The following is a 22,491-nucleotide window of genomic DNA, read 5'->3' on the forward strand; positions in this document are numbered from 1 at the left end:
GTTATCGCCGCCACCGACGGCCCGATGGCCCAGACCCGCGAGCACATCCTGCTCGCCCGCCAGGTCGGCGTTCCCTACATCGTTGTCTTCCTCAACAAGTGCGACATGGTTGATGACGAGGAGCTCATCGACCTCGTCGAGATGGAGACCCGCGACCTGCTCACCGAGTACGAGTTCCCCGGAGACGACATCCCCATCATCCGTGGTTCTGCTCTCAAGGCTCTCGAGGGCGACAAGGGTTACCAGGACGCTATCTGGGAGCTCATGGATGCTGTCGACGAGTACATCCCGACTCCTGCTCGCGAGACCGACAAGCCGTTCCTCATGGCTATCGAGGACGTCTTCACCATCACCGGTCGTGGCACCGTCGCCACGGGCCGCGTCGAGCGTGGCGTCTGCCATGTCAATGACGAGGTCGAGATTGTCGGCATCCGCCCGACGCAGAAGACGGTCGTCACCGGCGTCGAGATGTTCCGCAAGCTGCTCGACGAGGCTGAGGCTGGCGATAACGTCGGTCTGCTGCTCCGCGGCATCAAGCGCGAGGAGATCGAGCGTGGCCAGGTTGTCTGCCAGCCCGGTTCCGTTCAGCCGCACACCAAGTTCAAGGGTCAGGTTTACGTTCTGACCAAGGACGAAGGTGGCCGCCACACGCCGTTCTTCACCAACTATCGTCCGCAGTTCTACTTCCGCACCACCGACATCACGGGCACGGTTATCCTCCCGGACGGCGTCGAGATGGTCATGCCGGGCGACAACGTTGAGATCACGGGCGAGCTCATTCACCCGATCGCCATGGAAGAGGGCCTGAAGTTCGCTATCCGCGAGGGTGGTCGTACGGTCGGCTCCGGTCGCGTTACCGAGATCATCGAGTAACACGAGCCCATTAGGTTATGAGCAGACAGGCCCGACGGTTTTGCGACCGTCGGGCCGTGTTCTGCGATTGAGGAGGATGTAATGCGCACGTTGGTCACCTTGGCCTGTACTGATTGCAAGCGCCGCAATTATACGACCAAGAAGAACAAGCAGAACAACCCTGAGCGCATCGAGCTGAAGAAGTACTGCCGTTGGTGCGGTCATCATACGCTGCACCGCGAGACTCGCTAGTTGTACTCGCTAAGTGTTCAGGAGTGGTCTACAATGGCTAGACCAGATGAACAGGCCAGTAGCTCCAATTGGTAGAGCGTCGGTCTCCAAAACCGAATGTTGGGGGTTCGAGTCCCTCCTGGCCTGCCAGATTATTCCGGCCAACTTTTTAGTTGGCCTCTTTTAAGGTATGAACCACCTTATACGAACGGATCAAGATGGCTACGAAGAAACACAAGAAGCGTAAGCGCGACACACGCTCCGAGGAGCAAAAGGCTCAGTCGGCGCGTGATCTCGCGCAGCAAACAACCGCGCAACCGCAGAAGAAAGCTGCGGTGCTCTCGCGTTCCAAGGACAAAGCTCCCGAGAAGGCGAAGAGCACCAAGGCAGTTGCCAAGAACGATTCCAAGTCAGGAAAGAAGCCGAGCATCTGGCGTCGTTTCGTCAACTATTGCAAAGAGGTCAAGGGCGAAATGCAGCGCGTGGTTTGGCCGACGCGCCCCGAGCTCGTCAATGCGAGCCTCATCGTCATTGCGGCCCTCGTGTTCTTCGGCGTCGGTATCGCCATCATCGACAATATCATCATTATCCCGCTTGATGCCATCGCGACCTTGGGAGTGAACGTCAATGGCTAGAAGATGGTACGTTGTTCACACCTATTCGGGCTACGAGAACAAGGTCAAGACGAACATCGAGCATCTCATCGAGACCCAGGGTCTCGAGAACAATATCTTCGAGATTCTCATCCCCACCGAGGAAGTCACCGAGCTCAAGGAGGGCGGCCGTCGCGTCACCACCGAGCGCAAGGTGTTTCCCGGCTATGTGCTGATCAAGATGAACCTCGATGCCCGTACCCAGGTTGCCGTGCGCAACACGCCGGGCGTGACGGGGTTTGTCGGCAGCGAGGGGCAGCCCGTGCCGCTGACGCGCGAGGAGTTCAACAAGATCACCAAGCGCGTGAGCCCCGAGGCCCCCAAGAAGACCTCCACGGATCTGGAAGAGGGTCAGTCCATCAAGGTTGTGAGCGGTCCGCTTGCAGACTTCGACGGCACGGTCTCCGAGGTGAACGCCGAGGCCGGCAAGGTCAAGGTTCTCGTCTCGATCTTCGGCCGCGAGACACCGGTCGAGCTCAGCTTCGATCAGGTGGCAAAGATTTAAGTTTGGCAGAAACGCGCGCGTCGTGCCTCGATGTGGAAGAGGGCTTCTCGCGACAGGCGCTTTCGATAGATAGAGCATAAGCGCCCGTAAGGGCAGGTACTAGTAAGGATAGGCATCATGGCTAAGGACAAGGAAGTAACGGGCTTCATTAAGCTTCAGATTCCTGCTGGTCAGGCTAACCCGGCACCCCCGGTTGGCCCGGCACTCGGCGCCCAGGGCGTCAACATCATGCAGTTCTGCACGGCATTCAATGCCGAGACGCAGGACAAGGGCAATACGATTATCCCCGTCGAGATCACGGTCTATGAGGATAAGTCCTTCGACTTCATCTGCAAGACTCCGCCGGCGGCTGTTCTCATCCGTCAGGCTCTTGGCATCGAGAAGGGCAGCGGTGTTCCGCAGCGCGACAAGGTGGGCACGCTCACGCAGGCTCAGCTTACCGAGATTGCCGAGACCAAGCTTCCCGATCTCAACGCCAACGACATCGAGGCGGCAAAGAAGATCGTGGCGGGTACCGCTCGCTCCATGGGAGTATTAGTCGAAGAGGCCTAGTTCTCATCGGGCGCGAATTGCTCGCCTGTGATTCGCACCCAAAGTTCCAAAATCGCTCAGCTGCTGTGGAACTCGCGCGCACAGACCGCGCGCTCAGACAGTCCTCGCAAGATCGCTTCACGATTTTGAAACTTCTGCTCATCGGGCTTCGCAATTCGCGTCCGGCGAGCACCGTGGATGAATTTCGATTAAAAGCATCCACATGTATCGAGCAGCACGCTGTTTGATAGGTTAGGTATTAAGCACGTGGCATAGGGCTGCGTGCATGTAGTGGGAGGGCCGGCCAGGCTCGTTGACCACGAGGAGGAAAGAACATGGCAAAGCACGGAAAGAAGTACGAGGCCGCACTGGCCAAGGTTGACGAGGACAAGCAGTACACGCCGCTCGAGGCTTGCACGCTTGCCAAGGAGATTGCGCCTGCATCCTTTGACGAGAGCGTCGAGGTTGCATTCCGCCTCAACATCGACACCCGTCAGGCAGACCAGCAGGTTCGCGGTTCCATCTCGCTGCCTAACGGCACGGGCAAGGAAGTCCGCGTTGCCGTCTTCGCCGAGGGCGATAAGGCAAAGGAGGCTCTCGAGGCCGGTGCCGACGTTGTCGGTTCCGACGATCTGGTTGCCGACGTGCAGGCTGGCAACATTAACTTCGACGCCGCCGTCGCAACTCCCGACATGATGAGCAAGGTTGGCCGTCTGGGTAAGGTCCTTGGCCCTCGTGGCATGATGCCGAACCCCAAACTTGGTACCGTTACGCCGGATGTCGCCAAGGCCGTGAGCGAGCTCAAGGGTGGCAAGGTCGAGTACCGTGCCGATCGCTATGGCATCTGCCATGTCAACATTGGCAAGGTTTCCTTCGAGCCCAAGGCTCTTGCCGAGAACTACGGTGCGCTTTATGACGAGATTCTGCGTGTGAAGCCGGCCGCAACCAAGGGCCGCTACGTCAAGTCCGTCGTGCTGTCTTCGACGATGGGCCCTGGCATCAAGGTTGCCGCTGACATCGTCCGCAACTACACCGAGGCGTAACAGAACACGCAATCTAGACGTTCAACGGGGAGCTTACGTACGTTTTGTACGCTACGCTCCCCGTTTCACGTCTATCTCACGCATTCTGTTGCGCTTGCATGCTACGCACCTCGCTTTATTGCAATCTCACGCATTCTATTGCGTTTTCGTTACTGAAAAGCCCGGGTTTTGTACCCGGGTTTTTTAATGAGCTGCGAATACGTGCCGGTAACTATCTGTGCGAGCAAGCTACGCTGTTTATTGCTGATATATGCGCCTTGCCGTTCGGTAGAGCTTCATGACTTGTGCGCCCGGCCGTTTGGGAAAGACCAGCCCGTAGGGCATGCAATGCGGCTCGGTCAAGGAGATGCAAACGAGATTTGGGTGGATATCCTCCCAGATCTCGGTCGTGACGATGGCACGATTGTTCAATTCGCAATCTGCGAACAGCTCCATCGTGTAGAAGGGGACATCCGTGATTCGATTGGCTCCGAGACCAACAAGATAGGAGCGTGCGGCGTCGTAGTCAGCCGATACGCCTGGCCTCATCATGACGAGGTCAAGGTCATGGAGCAGCTCCGCATCCACCACTTCGGGAGTATTCGTTCCTGGTAATTTTGGTACCGCGACGCATAGCTGAGTTCGCGTTAGCTCGAGGAACAGGCACTGATCTCGGTAGAGCTCGGACATGTAGAGCCCCTCCATCACGTCATACGATACGCCGAGTCCACGCAGGTAATTGCCCGGCTCGATTCCCGCGCTTTCAAGCGAGGTGATATCGATGCGGGTGCCTGGCGCGCTTTCGATCATATGCGACCAAATTCCCGGAAGCAGGCGGCACTTCATGAGTAATGAAGTTGCCACGCGTATAGGTCCCTCGCCCTTCTGAATCGTCCGTGCGCGAGCAACTGCCTCATCGCAGTGACGCACGATCTCTATGGCATCCCGATAAAGCGATTCGCCCGCTTCGGTCAGTTTGACGCCGCAGGGTCCACGCTCGAACAAAGTGACGCCAAGACGCTGCTCGAGAAGATCAATCTGCTGAATGAGAGAAGACGGCGCGATATAGAGTGCGCGGGCAGCTTTGCTGAAACTTCCCGCATTCGCCGTTTCGATGAAGGACTCGATGTGGCGCGAGTACACAGTCACTCCTTTGTATCAGGTTTGAACCTTATACAGCTATAGAGAAAAGCGCGATTAAAAGGAGATTATAGCAACTACTATAAGGTCGTGTACGAAAGTGGAGGGGGACATAATGGATGTGAACGCGCTCAAGCGTAAGAGGTACGTGTATCTATTTGCATCGGCAGCTTCGTTTCTGGTGTTAGGCCTGGTCTACGCCTGGTCGCTTTTCGCGACTCCTCTTGCCACTATCTACGGATGGGAGATGAGCGCGGTAAAGGTGACCTTCACCATCTGCATGATGGCGTTTTGCGTGGGTGGCCTCATTGGCGTGCGAGTGCTCAGGCGTCTCGGCGTGCGCGGCGCCATACTGATGGCAGCCACGCTTCTCGTCTGCGGTTTTGCGGGAACGGCGATTCTGGCCCAATACGGCATATGGGCCTTGTACGTATGCTATGGCGTATGCATTGGGTGCGGCACGGGTCTGGGCTACAACGTCACCATCGCCACGGTAACATTGTGGTTTCCCGATAGGACCGGCTTTGCCTCCGGTGTCATGTTCATGGGCTTTGGCCTGGGCTCTCTTACCCTGGGAACGCTTACGCGCGCCATCATCGGGACGGCGGGCATACCCGTCGCGCTCGGCGTCGTCGCGGCCACGGCCTGCATCGTCTTCGTGTTCCTGGCTTGCTTCTTGAAGCGCGCTCCCGAAAACATCAGCGAACTCTTGGGCGTCGGCACGCAAAAGGAAGACCTGGCCAAGGAGGAGCTCTCATCCGATGCCGAATTCGTGACGGATGCCAAGTCCGCCTCAGATGCCGAGGCAGATCAGCGCAGAATCTTCCGTGACCCCGCGTTTTACGGCTACTACCTATGGGCGATCATCATCCTTGGCGCAGGGCTCGTCGTCATCGGCACGTCCATGCAGGGAGCCTTGGAGTTGAACGTGGACGCGACCTTCGCTGCGACGCTTGTGGGCATCATTCCCATCGTGAACGGATTATCAGGTCTTTCCATGGGCGTCGTTTACGACAAGAAGGGCTTGCAGTTTTCCATGATATTGGTCGCAACGATTGCCTTCGCAGCCTGCACGGTTCTCGCCTGCGCCTTCTTCTTCGGCCTGGGATGGCTCTATGTCATCGGCTGCCTGATGATGGTTGTGGGCTATGGTAGCGTAGCGCCCCAGGCCACTGCGTTTGCCCGCGAGCGTTATGGTCAGAAGCGCTTTCCGCACCACCTTGCCATCGTGAATACCGACATCGCCGGTGGCTCGGCCTTTCAACAGGCCGTGATGAGCGCATGCGGCGGTGTGAGCCTGTTCGTCTACACGACCATGGCCGTCTTTGGCGCCGTGGCCTTCGTGACGAGCCTTGCCTTCGCCCGTATCACGAGGCCGAACAAGGGATAGGGAAGGGTGCGACAGCGCCCTCGCATCCAGAGCACGACCCTATTTTCGAAAGCGCTCTTCGCAAAAGATGCATGACAATTCCTTGCGTCCTTCCGCCCATTGCTCTATCATTCCATCTCGCATTTGTAGTTTTACCCGCTACCAAAGACAGCCGGTGTCCCATCCGGGACTTAAGGGAAGGCAAGCCTTCCGCCCGCCGAGGTGGTCGAACATGAATGATGCTTCAGGCATGCACTCTCGTCGGCCTCCGCTGTCACGCAGCGGGGGTCGATTTGTATGAAGGGAGGTGCGCATGCCTACACAGCAAAAAGTCGAGCAAGTTGAGAAGCTTACCGAGCTTTTCAAGAACAGCGAGGGTTGCTGGTTCGTCGATGCTCGTGGTCTTACCGTCAAGGAGTCCCAGGAGCTTCGTCGCAACATTCGCGAGGGTGCCGGACAGATGCACGTCTTCAAGAACAACCTCGCCGCCATCGCACTCAAGAACCTCGACCTTCCCGAAATCCCCGAGATTTTGGCTGGCCCCACGGCCTTCGTGTTCTGCGATGGTGACGTGGCCGCTCCGGCCAAGGCTCTCAAGGACTTCGCCAAGGATCATGAGGCTCTGGAGATCAAGGGTGGCATTGTCGACGGCAAGGTCTACTCCGTCGAGGAGGCACTCAAGGTCGCCGATCTGCCCAGCAAGGAGCAGCTCGTTGCCATGCTTCTGTCCACCATGCTCGCACCGGTCACGGGTCTCGCCCGTGTCTGCGCGGCGCCGGCGGAAGGCTTGGCTCGCACGATTCAGGCTATCGCAGACCAGAAGGCTGCATAGCGCCACGTTTGTTATGTATATGCAAGGTGGCGTGATTGCCGCCGCAACTGAAAGGTTTTAGTTATGACTAAGGAAGAAATTCTCGAAGGTATCAAGGGCCTGACCGCTCTCGAGCTCTCTGAGCTCGTCCATGATCTGGAGGAGGCCTTTGGTGTCTCCGCCGCCGCTCCCGTTGCTGTTGCCGCTGTTGGTGGCGCTGCTGCCGGTGGTGACGCTGGTGCTGCTGAGGAGAAGAGCGACTTCGACGTCGTGCTCGAGTCCTTCGGCGACAACAAGATCGCTGTCATCAAGGTTGTCCGCGAGGTCACCGATCAGGGTCTCAAGGAGGCCAAGGCTCTCGTCGAGAGCGCTCCTGCCACCATCAAGGAGGGCGTGAAGAAGGACGAGGCCGAGGAGATGAAGGAGAAGTTTGAGGCTGCTGGCGCTGTCGTCACGCTGAAATAGCCCATCTCGCGCAATCTTAATGCTCAGCGGGGAGCTCGCGTACCAATCGTACGCGTCGCTCCCCGCTTTACATTAATCTCACGCAAGCTGAACTATTTCAGCAGTTACGAGAATGTGCAGGGTAGAAAGCTTAGAAACCCGGGTTCCGAATGGAATCCGGGTTTTTTCTTGTGGCTGCGCTGTGACGGGGGTAACCTATATAAAGTTGTGGCCAAAACGGAGGGGGAGAACATGCTCGAGAAGGCCGATCTCAAGAAACGCATCGACAAGGAAGAGTACGAGCAGCGCAAAAACGAGCTCACCGAGAAGCTCGTGCGTTTGCAGCAGCAGTGCATCCGCGAGAAGTTTCCCGTTGTCGTATGCGTGGATGGCTGGAGCGCATCGGGCAAGGGCACGAGCATCTCCAAGCTGGTAAAGGACCTCGACGCTCGTGCGTTCACCGTGTATTCGATGAACGACCCCACGGAAGACGAGTGCCGCTATCCGCTCATGAAGCGCTTCTGGGAGCGCATCGGCCAGTACGGCACCATGACCTTCTTCGATAAGAGCTGGTATTCCGAGATCATCAAGAACCTCTCGGGCATGATCAGCGGTGACAAGGGCTCCGCCCATCTGCCGCAGCCCAAGATTCGCGACCATGTCGATTACATCGTAAAGTCGCGCAATGGCCAGACGGGCCTGTTTGCCGAGTCCACCCAGATTCTCGAGGGGCAGCTTGTCGCCGATGGCTACCTCATTATCAAGCTGTTCTTCCATATCAGCAAAAAGGAGCAGACCAAGCGCATCGAGGCACTCGAGGCGGATAAGAACACTGCCTGGCGCGTCAACGACGAGGATCTCTACCAGAACAAGAACTACGACAAGATCTATCCCATCATCGACAAACTGCTCGAGCTCACCGATTCTGCCGATGCCCCGTGGCACATCATCGCCGCCGAGAATCGTCGCGTGCGTCGCATCGAGTTTCTCGAGACGCTTGTCACCGAGATTGAGGAGGGCCTCGCGCGTCACGTCAAGATGAAGGAAAACCCCGTCATCATTCCCGATGACTTTCCGCTTCCGCGCACGCGCCATGACCTCGTGAAGGTGCAGTCAGTCGAGGAGATTCGTCATGATCTCACGATTGATCCCGAGGAGTACCGTAGCGAGCTCAAGAAGGAACAGGAGCGTCTTGCCACCTTGCAGCTCGAGATGTACCGCAGGCAAATCCCTATGATGCTCGTGTTCGAGGGTTGGGACGCGGCCGGCAAAGGTGGTGCCATCAAGCGCATCGCCTCCGCCCTTGATGCCCGCGATTATCGCGTCGTTCCCTCCGGCGCGCCCACCAAGCCCGAAAAGGAGCATCCCTTCCTGTGGCGTTACTGGATCAACTTGCCCAAGAGCGGGCATACCGCAATCTACGACCGCTCCTGGTATGGCCGTGTCATGGTCGAGCGTGTGGAGGGCTTCTGCACCGATTCCGATTGGCGTCGTGCCTTCGAGGAAATCAACGATTTCGAATGGGAGATGTTCCGCACGGGCACGCTGCTTATGAAGTTCTGGGTTGACGTGAGCCAAGACGAGCAGCTCGCGCGCTTCGAGGCGCGCAAGAACGACCCGGACAAAGCCTGGAAGCTCACCGACGAGGACTGGCGCAATCGCGAGAAGTATCCGCAGTACTGCGTGGCCATCAACGACATGCTGCGCATGACCTCGACGTACTTCGCCCCTTGGAACATCATCGAGTCCGATGACAAGAAGTACGCGCGCATCAAGACGATCAAGGCCATCAACGCCGCAATTGAGGAGCGCCTGAAGCAGGACAAGAAGGACTAGGCAATGTCTCTGGTGGGAATCATCTCGGATACGCATGGGCGCATAAGCAATGAGGCGCTCGAAGCGCTCGCCGGGGTTGATTTCATCATCCATGCAGGCGATATCGGCTCTTTGGATGTCCTCATGGAACTCGAGGCGATAGCGCCTACCATCGCCGTGTTGGGTAACAACGACTATAACGTCGACTATGGTCCTGGCGTACACGAAAGCGCGACGCAGGTTATCGATGGTGTGAGGCTGTTCGTATCGCATTACCCTAGGGATGCCGAACGTGCAGCCGAGAGCGGGGAGTATGACCTGGCGATTCACGGCCATACGCACGTGCCGCGTGATGAGGTTCGTGGCAGCTGCCGCATCATCAATCCAGGCGGCGCCTTCCGACCGCGCTGTGGCTCCAAACGCAGTCTCGCACTCGTTGAGCTCGAGGACGGCAGGGTCGGCTCTGTGCAGAGTGTGACGGTGTAGCGCCTGCCGCGAAACGAGCTCCTGTGGTCGCAAGCTCGCCCAAGAAGCCACAATACATCATGTGTCAGAGGGTCTGACCCCTTGGCACATTCCTATTGCCAAGAAAGATGAAATGCGCATTGGGCCTGACTGACGTCTAAATAAACTCAGTTTTAAATAATAAATCACCTAAAACATACCGTTTACCGATAAATCGAGCGCGTTTGCGATTGTATTTGTCTTTAAACGACCACTCATCCAAAAACTTCTTGACCCCTTATACGCGCGCGCATATCCTCTCGCTCGTGTATCACCCGTTTTATAGCCTTATCGGACAACTATAAGGAGGATATAGTGCCGACTACCGTAACGTCCCAGGCCAACGTGTATCGCGATCGCCTCAGCTTCGCGAAGCTCCCGGAGGTCATGGACATCCCCAACCTGATCTCCATTCAGGTCGATTCGTTCAACAATCTGATGACCGAGGGCCTCGACGAGACCTTTGCGAGCATGTCTCCCATCGAGAACAGCGCGAAGACCCTCTGCGTCGAGTTCGGCGCTCACGAGTTTGGCGACCCCAAGCATTCTGTCGAGGAGTGCAAGAAGCGCGATATCTCGTATCAGGCCCCGCTCTTCGTCGACATCCGCTTCATCAACAAGGAGACCGGCGAGATGCAGGAGTCCAACGTCTTCATGGGTGATTTTCCGCTCATGACGAACCGCGGCACCTTCATCATCAACGGCACCGAGCGCGTCGTCGTCTCCCAGCTCGTCCGTTCCCCCGGCGTGTACTTCTCCGCCGAGCGTGACAAGACGAGCGACCGCACTATATACAATGCGAAGGTCATCCCCACGCGCGGCGCATGGCTCGAGTTCGAGACGGACAAGCGCGATGTGCTTTCCATCCGCATCGATCGCAAGCGCAAGCAACCCGCCACGCTTCTTCTGCGCGCACTCGGCATTGCCGAGACCCGCGACGAGATCATCGACCTGCTTGGCGATAGCGAGATGGTCGAGCGTACGCTCGAGAAGGACCCGTCATCCTCGCGCGAGGAAGCTCTCATCGAGCTCTACCGTCGCCTGCGTCCGGGCGAGCCGCCCACGGTCGACTCCGCACGCAGCCTGCTCGAGGGTCTGTTCTTCAACCCGCAGCGCTATGACCTCGCCAAGGTCGGCCGCTACAAGATCGACAAGAAACTCGGCATCGAGAGCGACTCCTCCACGCTCACGGTCGAGGACATTGTCACCGCGATGCGCTATATCATCAACCTCGCTCAGGGTAAGCCCGGCTACCAGATCGATGACATCGACCACTTCGGCAACCGTCGTATCCGCACGGTCGGCGAGCTCATCAAGAACCAGTTCCGCATCGGCATCAGCCGTATGGAGCGCGTCGTGCGCGAGCGCATGTCCACCTTCGACCCCGAGGACATCTCGCCGCAGTCGCTCATCAACATCCGTCCGATCGTCGCCGCGATCAAGGAGTTCTTCGGCTCCTCGCAGCTCTCGCAGTTCTTCGACCAGACCAACCCCGCCGCGGGCATCACGCACAAGCGTCGTCTGTCCGCACTCGGCCCGGGCGGTCTGTCCCGTGAGCGCGCCGGTTTCGAGGTTCGCGACGTCCACACCTCTCACTACGGTCGCATGTGCCCCATCGAGACGCCTGAAGGCCCGAACATCGGCCTCATCGGCTCGCTGGCAACCTATGCCCGCGTCAACGACTTCGGCTTCATCGAGACGCCGTACCGTCGCGTTGTTGATGGCAAGATCACCGATGACGTCGACTACCTGACCGCCGACGAGGAGGAGAACTACTCCATCGCCCAGGCAAACGAGCCCTTCGACCCCAAGACGCGCGTGTTCGGTTCCGTCGACGAGAAGACCGGCAAGTTCGTTGCCGCCAAGCGCGTCGTTTGCCGTACCAAGAACGCCGACGGCGTCTTCGGCGACCCCGAGGAAGTGCCCGTCGAGGACGTGCAGTACATGGACGTCTCCCCGCGCCAGATGAACTCGGTCGCAACCGCGCTCATTCCCTTCCTCGAGCACGATGACGCAAACCGCGCCCTCATGGGCTCGAACATGCAGCGTCAGGCCGTGCCGCTGCTTCGTCCGCAGGCTCCGCTCGTCGGCACCGGTATGGAGCACCGCATCGCCTCTGACTCCGGCGAGTTGCCCCTGGCCAAGCACGCCGGCACGGTCACCTACGTTGATGGCGCGCGCGTCGAGGTCACCAACGAGGACGGCGATGTCGACACCTATACGCTGCCCAAGTTCCAGCGCTCCAACCAGAGTGGCTGCATCAACTACAAGCCGCTCGTGAAGTACGGTGACGAGGTTCACGTGGGCGATGCCCTGGCCGATGGTCCCTCCACCGACCACGCCGAGCTCGCCCTGGGTCAGAACCTCATGATCGCCTACATGCCGTGGGAAGGCTACAACTACGAGGACGCCATCATCGTCTCCGAGCGCGTTGTCGCCGAGGACCTGCTCACGTCCATCCACATCTCCGAGCACGAGATCGACGCACGCGACACCAAGCTCGGTCCCGAGGAGATCACTCGCGAAATCCCGAACCTCTCCGAGGACATGCTCGGTAACCTGGATGCCGACGGTGTCATTCGCATCGGCGCCGAGGTGCATCCGGGCGACGTGCTCGTCGGCAAGGTCACGCCCAAGGGCGAGACCGAGCTTACCGCCGAGGAGCGCCTGCTGCGCGCCATCTTCGGCGAGAAGGCCCGCGAGGTTCGCGACACGTCCCTGAAGATGCCGCACGGTGCTTCCGGTCGTGTCATTGGCATCTCGCAGTTCTCGCGCGCTGCCGGTGACGAGCTTCCCCCGGGAATCAACGAGCTCGTGCGTGTCTACGTCGCGCAGAAGCGCAAGGTCCAGCAGGGCGACAAGCTCTCCGGCCGCCATGGTAACAAGGGCGTTATCTCCCTCGTTCTGCCGGTCGAGGATATGCCCTACATGGCAGACGGCACGCCCGTCGATGTCATCCTCAATCCTCTGGGTGTTCCCTCCCGTATGAACGTCGGTCAGCTGCTCGAGAACCACCTTGGCTGGGCCGCGCTCAACGGCTGGAGCGATGACCCCAAGAGCGACGAGCCGGTTGACGGTCCCTTCTTTGTGTCCACCCCGATTTTCGATGGTGCGACCGAGGAAGAGATCTCGGATGCCATCATCAAGAGCAACAAGAACCGCGTGAACAAGGCAAAAGCCCGCTACGGCGACATGTTCTACGAGCCGTTCGTCGCGCAGCTTTCCGCCACGGGCAAGGCCGACCTCTACGACGGCCGCACGGGCGAGAAGTTCCGCGAGCAGATCACCGTGGGCCAGACCTACATGCTCAAACTCTCGCATATGGTCGACGATAAGATCCACGCCCGCTCGACCGGTCCCTACAGCCTCATCACGCAGCAGCCGCTCGGCGGCAAGGCCCAGTTCGGTGGCCAGCGCTTCGGCGAGATGGAGGTTTGGGCCCTGTACGCATATGGTGCGGGCAACGTCCTGCAGGAGATCCTCACGGTCAAGTCCGACGACACGGCCGGTCGTGTCAAGGCATACGAGTCCATCGTCAAGGGCGAGAACATCCCCGCTCCCGAGCTGCCCGAGTCCTTCAAGGTGCTCGTCAAGGAGATGAAGTCCCTCGCACTCGACGTCGAGCTCATCGGTCGCGATGGCAAGGACGAGACCGCTGCTCTCACCGAAACCGTCGAGATTCTCGATGCAAGCAACGAGGTCGCCGAGGCTGGCGATTCCGGCATCGATCTGGATCTCGATGCGCTCGACATGCTCACCGACGGCATCGCCCAGATGAACGCGGGCGCCGATGACCTGCTCGGCATTCCCGAAGGCGGTGAGGAGCTTCTCGGTTCCTCCGTCTCCAACGGTGGCGACGAGGTCATGATTGGCGCTGCCACGCCCGTTGACGACGACGCTTCGGTCGATGTTGACGAGGGTCTGATCGGCGGCATCATCACCGAGGACAATCCGCTTCATGACGAAATCGAGGAGGCCCTCGAGGAGAAGATGGGCGAGACCGCGCTCGAGGAGGATCAAGACGAGTATATCGACGAAGCCGAGGAGCTCCTCGGCGATGCGTCGGCTGATCCCGGCATCGCGATTGACGTGAACGTGGATGAACAACCCGAGATGGACGACGACCCTGAAGGAGAGGAGTAGGCCATGACAATATTTGACGTCAATAACTTTGATGAGTTCCACATTGGCCTGGCAAGCGCCGAGAAGATCCGCTCCTGGTCGCATGGTGAGGTCAAGAAGCCCGAGACCATTAACTACCGTACCCTCAAGCCCGAGAAGGACGGTCTGTTCTGCGAGAAGATCTTTGGCCCGACCAAGGACTGGGAGTGCGCCTGCGGCAAGTACAAGCGCATCCGCTTCAAGGGCATCGTCTGCGAGCGTTGCGGCGTCGAGGTGACGCGCGCGAAGGTTCGCCGCGAGCGCATGGGCCATATCGAGCTCGCCGCGCCCGTGAGCCACATCTGGTATTTCAAGGGCAGCCCGAGCCGTCTCGGCTATCTGCTCGACATCTCGCCGAAGGACCTCGAGAAGGTTCTGTACTTCGCGAGCAACATCATCACCTGGGTCGACAAGGAGGCTCTGGCCGAGGACGCCGCCGAGCTCGAGGAAGAGCTCGCAGCCGGTCTCGAGGAGCTCGATTCCGAGCGTGACCGCCTCATCCAGATGACGCGTCACCAGTCGACCGAGTACTTTGACGAGAACGGCGAGCGCGAGTACGACGAGGAAGACCTCATGACCCCGGAAGAGGTCGAGGAGGAAATCGCCGACCTGCGCGAGGAGTTCGAGGAGCGCAAGGACCTGCGCACCGAGGCCTACGAGACCCTCATGCGCATCGAGCCCAAGATGCTCATCTCCGACGAGACGCTCTATCGCGAGCTGCGCCTCAACTATCGTGACTACTTCCGCGGTGGCATGGGTGCCGAGGCCGTACGCGACCTGCTCGGCGATGTCGATCTCGAGGCCACGGCCGAGGAGCTGCGCGAGATCATCGCGACCGGCAAGGGCCAGAAGCGCGCTAAGGCCGTCAAGCGCCTCAAGGTCGTCGAGGCCTTTATCCGCAGCAACAACGATCCGACGGATATGATTCTCGATGTCATTCCGGTCATCCCGCCCGACCTGCGCCCGATGGTGCAGCTCGACGGTGGCCGCTTTGCCACGAGCGACCTCAACGACCTGTATCGTCGCGTCATCAACCGCAACAACCGTCTCAAGAAGCTGCTCGACCTCTCGGCTCCCGACATCATCGTGAACAACGAGAAGCGCATGCTCCAGGAGGCCGTCGACGCCCTCTTCGACAACGGCCGTCGTGGCCGTCCCGTCGTGGGTCCGGGCAACCGTCCGCTCAAGTCGCTTGCCGACATGCTCAAGGGCAAGCAGGGCCGCTTCCGCCAGAACCTTCTGGGCAAGCGCGTCGACTACTCCGGTCGTTCGGTCATCGTCGTCGGCCCGCAGCTCAAGATTCACCAGTGCGGCCTTCCCAAGCAGATGGCTCTCGAGCTGTTCAAGCCCTTCGTCATGAAGCGCCTGGTCGAGCTCGAGCAAGCTGCCAACATCAAGGCCGCCAAGCGCATGGTCGATCGCGGCGCGTCACTCGTCTGGGACGTCCTCGAAGAGGTCATCACCGATCATCCCGTGCTGCTCAACCGCGCACCAACCCTGCACCGCCTCGGCATCCAGGCCTTCGAGCCCGTGCTCGTCGAAGGTAAGGCCATCCGTCTGCATCCGCTTGTCTGCACCGCGTTCAACGCAGACTTCGACGGTGACCAGATGGCCGTGCATGTGCCGCTGTCGAGCGAGGCGCAGGCCGAGGCCCGCGTGCTCATGCTGAGCTCCAACAACATCAAGTCGCCGGCACACGGCAAGCCGCTCACCATCCCGACGCAGGACATGATCATCGGTATCTACTACCTCACCGCCGCACGTGACGGCTTCGAGGGCGAGGGTCGCTGCTTCATGGACTTCAAGGACGCGCAGAACGCCTACGACGCCCGTGCCGATGTCGATCTGCAGGCCAAGATCTTCGTGCGCCTCAAGTACGACACCAAGGTCGAGACTTCCTATGGCGTCTACGAGGAGAAGAAGGCCGGCGAGCGCATCGAGACGACGATCGGCCGCATCATCTTCAACAGCGTGCTTTCCAAGGAGCATGCCTTCATCAACCATGGCATGGACAAGAAGGAAGTTGGTCGCCTCATCGAGGATTGCGCCAACACCTACAAGACGCCCGAGATGATGCAGATCCTCGATGGCCTCAAGGCCCTTGGCTTCCACTACGCGACGCGCGCTGGCGTTACCGTGTCCGTCTACGACGCGACGATTCCGCCGAACAAGGCAGACATCCTCGCCGAGGCCGACAAGAAGGTCGCCGCAGTCGAGGAAGACTACGAGATGGGCTTCATGAGCGCCGACGAGCGCCATCGTCAGATCGTCGAGATCTGGACCGTTGCCAACGAGGACGTCGGCAACGCCATGGCCGACAACTTCGACCACTTCAACCCGATCTACATGATGGCCTTCTCCGGTGCTCGCGGTAACATCAAGCAGATTCGCCAGCTCGCCGGTATGCGTGGCCTCATGGCTGACCCGAAGGGCGAGATCATCGACCGCCCGATCAAGGCGAACTTCCGTGAGGGCCTGACCGTTCTCGAATACTTCGTCTCGACGCACGGTTCTCGAAAGGGCATGGCCGACACCGCGCTTCGTACCGCCGACTCGGGTTACCTGACCCGTCGTCTGGTTGATGTCGCGCAGGACGTCATCATCCACGAGGAGGACTGCGGCACGAGCGATGGCATCGAGCAGTCCGTCATCAACCGCAAGGACGAGCCCGATACCAATCTCATCGGCCGCTGTCTGGCTGCCGATGCCGTCGATCCCGCCACGGGCGAGGTGCTGATTGGCGCAGGCGATTACATCGAGACCGCCGAGGAGCTCGATAAGCTCGCCAATGCCGGTGTCAAGACCGTGAAGATTCGCAGCCTCATGACCTGCCATGCGCATTCGGGCGTGTGCCAGAAGTGCTACGGCTTCGATCTGGCCGCCGGCCGTCCGGTCAACCTGGGCACCGCTGCCGGCATCATCGCCGCACAGTCCATCGGCGAGCCGGGCACCCAGCTCACGATGCGCACCTTCCACTCCGGCGGTGTCGCGGGCGAGGACATCACGCAGGGTCTTCCGCGTGTTACCGAGCTTTTCGAGGCACGCAAGCCCAAGGGTCTCGCCATCCTGGCCGAGATTTCCGGCACGCTGCAGATCTCCGCGACCAAGGACAGCCGTACGCTCACCATCCACAACGAGGATGGCGAGGTGCGCGAATACCAGACGGGCGCACGCGCACAGCTCATGCCGGGCGTCTCCGACATGTGCACCGTCGAGGTCGGCCAGCAGCTCACCAAGGGTTCCATCGATCCGCACGAGCTTCTGCGTCTCACCGATGTCAATACGACGCTGCGCTACATCGTTGACCAGGTCCAGGACGTGTACACGTCTCAGGGCGTCGACATCAACGACAAGCACGTTGAGGTCATTGCGCGCCAGATGCTGCGCAAGGTGACGGTCACCGACCCGGGCAGCTCCAAGTTCTTGCCGGGTGCCCAGGTCAACCGTTACGAGTTCGAGGAGGAGGTCGACCGCATCATGCTCGAGGGCGGCGATGTGCCCACCGCACGTCCGCTCATCCTCGGTATCACGAAGGCCTCGCTGGCCACGGATTCGTTCCTGTCGGCTGCTTCGTTCCAGGAGACCACCAAGGTGCTGACCGATGCCGCGATCGAGGGCAAGGTCGACAAGCTCCAGGGCCTCAAGGAGAACGTCATCATCGGCAAGCCCATTCCCGCGGGCACCGGCCTCAAGCGCTATCGCGACTTGCAGCTCACCTACAAGGGCGAGCGCATCGACCGCAGTGGTTCGAGTGCCGATCGTCTGCCCGACTGGGCCCCCGAAGAGCTCCGCGAGACCGAGAGCCTGCTGCCGCAGCCGCAGGAGTGGGCCATCAACGGCGAGGAGTACCTGGGCGGCGCTCCGGGCGATATGTCGATGTTCCTCAATGGCGGCTACCTCGGCGGCCGTGGACCGCAGCTTGCACCCGAGCTTGCCAAGCTGTATCTCTTCGACGACCTGGGTGTCAGCCAGCGCTGGGCCAACAAGTTCAGCGAGGCCGGCATCGAGATGGTCGGCGACCTTGTCGGCAAGACCGAGGACGAGCTGTTCCGCATCGAGGGCATTGGCGTCAAGGCGATCGAGGAGCTCAGGGCTGGTCTCGAGGCACGCGACTTGCTCTACATCCTCGACGATCCCAAGAAGAACGACGAGCCGGACGCCTCGCAGCTGCTCGAGATGCTGTTCTCGCCGGAAGACGCGATGTACATGGGCGCCGATGTGCCCCAGTCTTACAGCGCCGATCCCGACGACTTCATCGGCACGACCTCGCAGCGCCACTCGTCTTCCGATGAGGATGTGCTCAACGAGCTGCTTGGTGCCATGAGCGATTCCGGCTTCGGCATCACCGACGAGGAGACCGAGAGGCTCGAGAACACGCAAGACGATGACGGTCTGATTGGCTAGAATTGTCAAGCGTTTTCGGCTGTGATATCTAGACGGGAATCCCCTGGTCATTGTGACCAGGGGATTCGTGCGTGATAGAGTATGAAAAAGTTTGGATACACCCGGGTGCGTGGCGTTTGACAGCCTTGGATTAGACGGGTAGTCTACCGCCTTGCGCTTTTGAAACCTGCAAAAGCACCACAACGGTAAACCGGTAGCAAAACGAAAGGAACTACATTGCCTACCATTAATCAGTTGGTCCGCAAGGGCCGCGCGAAGGCAGTCGACAAATCCAAGTCGCCCGCCCTCAAGGGCAATCCCCAGAAGCGTGGGGTTTGCACGCGCGTCTACACCGCAACCCCCAAGAAGCCGAACTCGGCTCTTCGCAAGGTTGCCCGTGTCCGTCTTGTCAACGGCATGGAAGTCACCGCTTACATCCCCGGCATTGGTCACAACCTGCAGGAGCACTCGATGGTGCTCATCCGCGGCGGCCGTGTTAAGGACCTTCCCGGTGTCCGCTACAAGATCATCCGCGGTACGCTCGATACCGCTTCCGTGTCCGACCGTGCTCAGGCCCGTAGCCGCTACGGCGCCAAGAAGCCCAAGAACTAAAGAAAGGGGAGATTGAGAAATGCCACGTCGTTCAGCTGCAGTACGCCGCGAGATTACTCCGGATGCCGTATACAACAACCGCCTTGTCACGCAGCTCATCAACAAGATCCTGCTCGACGGCAAGCGTTCGACCGCCGAGAGCATCGTCTACGGCGCCTTTGACATCGTCGAGGCAAAGACCGGCGAAGATCCCCTGAGCGTCTTCAAGAAGGCCATGGACAACGTCCGTCCCACGGTTGAGGTCAAGCCTCGCCGCGTCGGTGGCGCCACGTACCAGGTCCCGACCGAGGTCAACTCCCGTCGTGCCACGACGCTCGCCATCCGCTGGATCGTCGGCTACTCGCGCGACCGCAAGGAGTGCAGCATGGCCGAGCGCCTCGCGAACGAGATCATGGACGCTTCCAATGGTCTGGGCGCATCCGTCAAGAAGCGCGAGGACGTCTACAAGATGGCCGAGTCCAATCGCGCCTTCTCTCACTATCGCTGGTAGGAGGTATACACAATGGCAACGAAGAAAACTCCGCTTGAGGATACCCGCAATATCGGCATCATGGCTCACATTGATGCCGGCAAGACCACCACGACCGAGCGCATCCTCTACTACACGGGCAAGACCCACAAGATCGGCGAGGTCCACGACGGCGCTGCGACCATGGACTGGATGGTCCAGGAGCAGGAGCGTGGCGTAACCATCACCTCTGCTGCCACCACGTGCTTCTGGGAGAAGGACGGCACGCCCTATCGCATCCAGATCATCGACACCCCGGGCCACGTCGACTTCACCTCCGAGGTCGAGCGTTCCCTGCGCGTCCTCGATGGCGCTGTCGCCGTGTTCGACGCCGTCGCCGGTGTTCAGCCGCAGTCCGAGACGGTCTGGCGTCAGGCTTCGCGCTACGAGGTCCCTCGCATCGCCTTCATCAACAAGTACGACCGCATCGGTGCCAACTACTTCCACGCGATCGACACCATGAGGGATCGCCTGGGTGCGCATGCCATCGCCGCTCAGGTTCCCATGGGCGAGGAAGACCACTTCTGGGGCGTCATCGACCTCGTCACCATGACTGCATGGGACTTCAAAGCCGATGACAAGGGCATGACCTACCCTGAGCCCATGGACGCCATCCCCGACGAGTTCGTTGACATCGTCGAGGAGCGTCGCGCCGAGCTGCTCGAGGCTGCCGCCGATTACGACGACGAGCTTATGGAGCTCGTCCTCATGGACGAGGAGATTCCCGTCGACCTACTCAAGAAGGCCCTGCGCGCTGGCGTTCTCGCCAACGACCTCAACCTCGTGTTCGTGGGCTCCGCCTACAAGAACAAGGGCGTCCAGGAGCTGCTCGACGCAGTCGTCGACTACCTGCCCAGCCCGCTCGACGTGCCGCCTGTCGTCGGCATCAATCCCGACACGGACCAGGAGGAGGAGCGCAAGCCTTCCAACAAGGAGCCGTTCTCGTCTCTGGCGTTCAAGATCATGACCGACCCCTATGTCGGCAAGCTCACCTACCTGCGCGTCTATTCGGGCCGTCTAGATTCCGGCTCCTACGTCATCAATGCCAACAACGGCAAGAAGGAGCGCATCGGTCGTATCCTCGAGATGCATTCCAACGAGCAGCATGACGTCGATTACTGCTCCACGGGTGACATCGTCGCAGCTGTCGGCCTCAAGAACACGACGACCGGCGAGTCCCTGTGCGATGAGGACCATCCCATCATCCTCGAGTCCATGGATTTCCCCGATCCCGTTATCGACATCGCCGTCGAGCCCAAGACCAAGGCCGAGCAGGACAAGCTCGCCGTGGGTCTGCAGAAGCTCGCCGAGGAGGACCCGACCTTCCAGGTCCACACCGACGAGGAGACCGGCCAGACCATCATCGCCGGCATGGGCGAGCTGCACCTTGAAATCATTATCGACCGTCTGACCCGCGAGTTCAAGGTCGAGGCAAACGTCGGCAAGCCGCGTGTTGCCTATCGTGAGAAGCCGGGTCACGAGGTCCTCAACGTTCAGGGCAAGTTCGTCCGCCAGTCCGGTGGTCGCGGCCAGTACGGCGACGCCATCATCAACATGCGTCCGGGCGAGCCGGGTTCTGGCTTCACCTTCGAGAACAAGATCGTCGGCGGTGCGATTCCCAAGGAATACATCCCGTCCGTCGAGAAGGGCATCGAGGAGGCTCTGCAGAGCGGTGTCATCGCCGGTTATCCCGTCCTCGACGTCGCTGTCGAGCTTGTCGACGGTTCCTACCACGATGTCGACTCCTCCGAGGCCGCATTCAAGGTCGCTGGCTCCATGGCCATCAAGGAGGCCCTGCGCAAGTCCGATCCGATCCTGCTCGAGCCTGTCGAGAGCGTCGAGGTCGAGACGCCCAAGGAGTACATGGGCGACGTCATGGGCAACCTGAACTCCCGTCGTGGTCAGATTCAGGGTCAGGAGGAGCGCGGCAACGCGACTGCCATCATCGCGCTCGTTCCGCTGTCCGAGATGTTTGGTTACGCGACCGACCTGCGTTCTGCCACGCAGGGCCGTGCGTCCTACAACATGCAGTTCGACTCCTATCGCCCTGTTCCCAAGAGCGTGTCCGAGGAGATCATCAAGAAGGCTGGCGGCAGCGCCGAGTAGCGCGAATCCGCTTGATATATGGAGGTTTGAGTTAAGTGGCCAACAAGAAGCAAAAGATTCGCATCAGGCTCAAGGGCTACGATCACGAGATCGTCGACAAGTCGACCAAGCTCATCGTCGAGACCGCAGCCAAGACCGGTGCGCGCATCAGCGGTCCCATCCCGCTGCCGACCGAGCGTAACCTGTACACCGTCATCCGCTCGCCGCACGTCAACAAGGATTCGCGCGAGCAGTTCGAGATGCGCACGCACAAGCGCCTCATCGACATCCTCGATCCGACGCCCAACACCGTCGACTCGCTCATGCGTCTCGACCTGCCGGCTGGCGTCGACATCGAAATCAAGCTCTAGGGTATAGAGCAAGCGCCGCTACGCATTAACGCGACGGCTATCGAGGGGAGCGTCCGCAGGGAAACCTGCGGCGCTCTCTTTGTGTTGGGGGAGCTATCTAGCAGCTTTTAATCAATTCTTTTTTCTCGCAGCTGGGAAGAATCGCTCTGCTTGACCGTCTAAAGCCGTCAAGCGGCGCATTTTTCCCAACCACATGCTCTTGCCATAAAGAAAGGAGCCCCGAGAGGCTCCTTTTTGAAGATCGCGTTTCCACGTGCGCTTTTCCTTGGCGCGATTGTACTTCGTGTCGCCGTGCACGCCATGTCCGCACGCGAAGGCGTTGTAGTACGGCTTGCGCGCGAGCGTTGCCTCTTCGGCGCTTTGCCGCCAGACGACGTCGCCCTTCGGCACGCGATTGCGCCTGTTGCCTGCGCGCTTGCCATGCTTCTTCGACATCAGCCTCACCTCCTCTGTTTGCCATTTGGGATGATGCCTTTGCATTATATCGCCGTATG

Annotated in this window: 18 protein-coding genes, 1 tRNA gene and 1 pseudogene; 18 read left to right on the forward strand and 2 right to left on the reverse strand. The window is 59.8% G+C overall.

Going from position 1 to position 22,491, the window contains the following annotated elements; translation table 11 throughout:
- The 7 genes from tuf to DBY20_00035 all read left to right on the forward strand — a co-directional run.
- On the forward strand, positions 1–873 hold an 873-nt coding region (tuf, locus tag DBY20_00005; protein ID PWL80269.1), incomplete at its 5' end, for an elongation factor Tu.
- 81 nt (positions 874–954) lie between these two features.
- Positions 955–1,104, forward strand: a complete 150-nt coding sequence (gene rpmG, locus DBY20_00010; protein ID PWL80270.1) for a 50S ribosomal protein L33 — start codon at positions 955–957, stop codon at positions 1,102–1,104.
- A gap of 52 nt (positions 1,105–1,156) precedes the next feature.
- Positions 1,157–1,233: transfer RNA gene (locus DBY20_00015), tRNA-Trp, on the forward strand.
- Between the two features lie 68 nt (positions 1,234–1,301).
- A complete protein-coding gene (gene secE, locus DBY20_00020; protein ID PWL80271.1) occupies positions 1,302–1,718 on the forward strand; it encodes a preprotein translocase subunit SecE in 417 nt (138 codons plus the stop codon).
- Positions 1,711–2,241, forward strand: coding sequence for a transcription termination/antitermination protein NusG (locus DBY20_00025; protein ID PWL80272.1), 531 nt, complete (start codon positions 1,711–1,713; stop codon positions 2,239–2,241). The genes secE and DBY20_00025 overlap by 8 nt, the downstream gene beginning before the upstream one ends.
- Before the next feature lie 117 nt (positions 2,242–2,358).
- On the forward strand, positions 2,359–2,793 hold the full coding sequence (gene rplK / locus DBY20_00030; GenBank protein PWL80273.1) for a 50S ribosomal protein L11: 435 nt from the start codon (positions 2,359–2,361) through the stop codon (positions 2,791–2,793).
- A 314-nt stretch (positions 2,794–3,107) separates the two neighbouring features.
- On the forward strand, positions 3,108–3,815 hold the full coding sequence (locus DBY20_00035) for a 50S ribosomal protein L1 (GenBank protein ID PWL80274.1): 708 nt from the start codon (positions 3,108–3,110) through the stop codon (positions 3,813–3,815).
- A 237-nt stretch (positions 3,816–4,052) separates the two neighbouring features.
- Here the strand turns inward: DBY20_00035 and DBY20_00040 are convergent, their stop codons facing one another.
- Positions 4,053–4,943: a hypothetical protein gene (locus DBY20_00040; GenBank protein PWL80275.1), complete on the reverse strand. Its 891-nt coding sequence runs from the start codon at positions 4,941–4,943 to the stop codon at positions 4,053–4,055.
- A gap of 106 nt (positions 4,944–5,049) precedes the next feature.
- Between DBY20_00040 and DBY20_00045 the strand changes: the two genes are divergently transcribed.
- The 11 genes and pseudogenes from DBY20_00045 (at position 5,050) to DBY20_00095 (ending at position 21,997) form a co-directional block, all read left to right on the forward strand.
- On the forward strand, positions 5,050–6,324 hold the full coding sequence (locus tag DBY20_00045) for a hypothetical protein (protein PWL80276.1): 1,275 nt from the start codon (positions 5,050–5,052) through the stop codon (positions 6,322–6,324).
- Between the two features lie 292 nt (positions 6,325–6,616).
- Positions 6,617–7,135 (forward strand): 50S ribosomal protein L10, encoded by a 519-nt coding sequence (locus DBY20_00050; protein ID PWL80277.1) that lies wholly within the window; start codon positions 6,617–6,619, stop codon positions 7,133–7,135.
- A gap of 63 nt (positions 7,136–7,198) precedes the next feature.
- Complete coding sequence (locus DBY20_00055) at positions 7,199–7,579, forward strand: 50S ribosomal protein L7/L12 (GenBank protein ID PWL80278.1); 381 nt, start codon at positions 7,199–7,201, stop codon at positions 7,577–7,579.
- A 231-nt stretch (positions 7,580–7,810) separates the two neighbouring features.
- On the forward strand, positions 7,811–9,394 hold the full coding sequence (gene pap / locus DBY20_00060) for a polyphosphate:AMP phosphotransferase (protein ID PWL80279.1): 1,584 nt from the start codon (positions 7,811–7,813) through the stop codon (positions 9,392–9,394).
- A 3-nt stretch (positions 9,395–9,397) separates the two neighbouring features.
- Complete coding sequence (locus tag DBY20_00065; GenBank protein ID PWL80280.1) at positions 9,398–9,859, forward strand: metallophosphoesterase; 462 nt, start codon at positions 9,398–9,400, stop codon at positions 9,857–9,859.
- A 333-nt stretch (positions 9,860–10,192) separates the two neighbouring features.
- Positions 10,193–13,528 (forward strand): annotated as a pseudogene (locus tag DBY20_00070) (DNA-directed RNA polymerase subunit beta).
- A 495-nt stretch (positions 13,529–14,023) separates the two neighbouring features.
- Complete coding sequence (locus DBY20_00075) at positions 14,024–18,442, forward strand: DNA-directed RNA polymerase subunit beta' (protein PWL80281.1); 4,419 nt, start codon at positions 14,024–14,026, stop codon at positions 18,440–18,442.
- Between the two features lie 216 nt (positions 18,443–18,658).
- Positions 18,659–19,033 carry a 30S ribosomal protein S12 gene (locus DBY20_00080; GenBank protein ID PWL80282.1) on the forward strand — a complete coding sequence of 125 codons (375 nt, stop codon included), beginning with the start codon at positions 18,659–18,661 and terminating at the stop codon, positions 19,031–19,033.
- A 19-nt stretch (positions 19,034–19,052) separates the two neighbouring features.
- Positions 19,053–19,523, forward strand: a complete 471-nt coding sequence (locus tag DBY20_00085) for a 30S ribosomal protein S7 (GenBank protein PWL80283.1) — start codon at positions 19,053–19,055, stop codon at positions 19,521–19,523.
- Between the two features lie 12 nt (positions 19,524–19,535).
- Positions 19,536–21,647, forward strand: coding sequence for an elongation factor G (fusA, locus tag DBY20_00090; protein ID PWL80284.1), 2,112 nt, complete (start codon positions 19,536–19,538; stop codon positions 21,645–21,647).
- Between the two features lie 35 nt (positions 21,648–21,682).
- Positions 21,683–21,997, forward strand: coding sequence for a 30S ribosomal protein S10 (locus tag DBY20_00095; protein PWL80285.1), 315 nt, complete (start codon positions 21,683–21,685; stop codon positions 21,995–21,997).
- A gap of 111 nt (positions 21,998–22,108) precedes the next feature.
- Here DBY20_00095 and DBY20_00100 read toward each other — a convergent pair whose 3' ends face one another.
- Positions 22,109–22,432 carry a hypothetical protein gene (locus DBY20_00100; GenBank protein ID PWL80286.1) on the reverse strand — a complete coding sequence of 108 codons (324 nt, stop codon included), beginning with the start codon at positions 22,430–22,432 and terminating at the stop codon, positions 22,109–22,111.
- Between the last annotated feature and the right edge of the window lie 59 nt (positions 22,433–22,491).

This window comes from Coriobacteriia bacterium, from assembly GCA_003149935.1.
Lineage (GTDB): Bacteria > Actinomycetota > Coriobacteriia > Coriobacteriales > QAMH01 > QAMH01.

Coding starts and splice junctions, on each gene's coding strand:
- rpmG (PWL80270.1), top strand. CDS start 955: ATGCGCACGTTGGTCACCTTGGCCTGTACTGATTGCAAGCGCCGCAAT.
- DBY20_00100 (PWL80286.1), bottom strand. CDS start 22,432: ATGTCGAAGAAGCATGGCAAGCGCGCAGGCAACAGGCGCAATCGCGTG.
- DBY20_00055 (PWL80278.1), top strand. CDS start 7,199: ATGACTAAGGAAGAAATTCTCGAAGGTATCAAGGGCCTGACCGCTCTC.
- rplK (PWL80273.1), top strand. CDS start 2,359: ATGGCTAAGGACAAGGAAGTAACGGGCTTCATTAAGCTTCAGATTCCT.
- pap (PWL80279.1), top strand. CDS start 7,811: ATGCTCGAGAAGGCCGATCTCAAGAAACGCATCGACAAGGAAGAGTAC.
- DBY20_00075 (PWL80281.1), top strand. CDS start 14,024: ATGACAATATTTGACGTCAATAACTTTGATGAGTTCCACATTGGCCTG.
- DBY20_00035 (PWL80274.1), top strand. CDS start 3,108: ATGGCAAAGCACGGAAAGAAGTACGAGGCCGCACTGGCCAAGGTTGAC.
- DBY20_00050 (PWL80277.1), top strand. CDS start 6,617: ATGCCTACACAGCAAAAAGTCGAGCAAGTTGAGAAGCTTACCGAGCTT.
- fusA (PWL80284.1), top strand. CDS start 19,536: ATGGCAACGAAGAAAACTCCGCTTGAGGATACCCGCAATATCGGCATC.
- secE (PWL80271.1), top strand. CDS start 1,302: ATGGCTACGAAGAAACACAAGAAGCGTAAGCGCGACACACGCTCCGAG.
- DBY20_00025 (PWL80272.1), top strand. CDS start 1,711: ATGGCTAGAAGATGGTACGTTGTTCACACCTATTCGGGCTACGAGAAC.
- DBY20_00085 (PWL80283.1), top strand. CDS start 19,053: ATGCCACGTCGTTCAGCTGCAGTACGCCGCGAGATTACTCCGGATGCC.
- DBY20_00045 (PWL80276.1), top strand. CDS start 5,050: ATGGATGTGAACGCGCTCAAGCGTAAGAGGTACGTGTATCTATTTGCA.
- DBY20_00065 (PWL80280.1), top strand. CDS start 9,398: ATGTCTCTGGTGGGAATCATCTCGGATACGCATGGGCGCATAAGCAAT.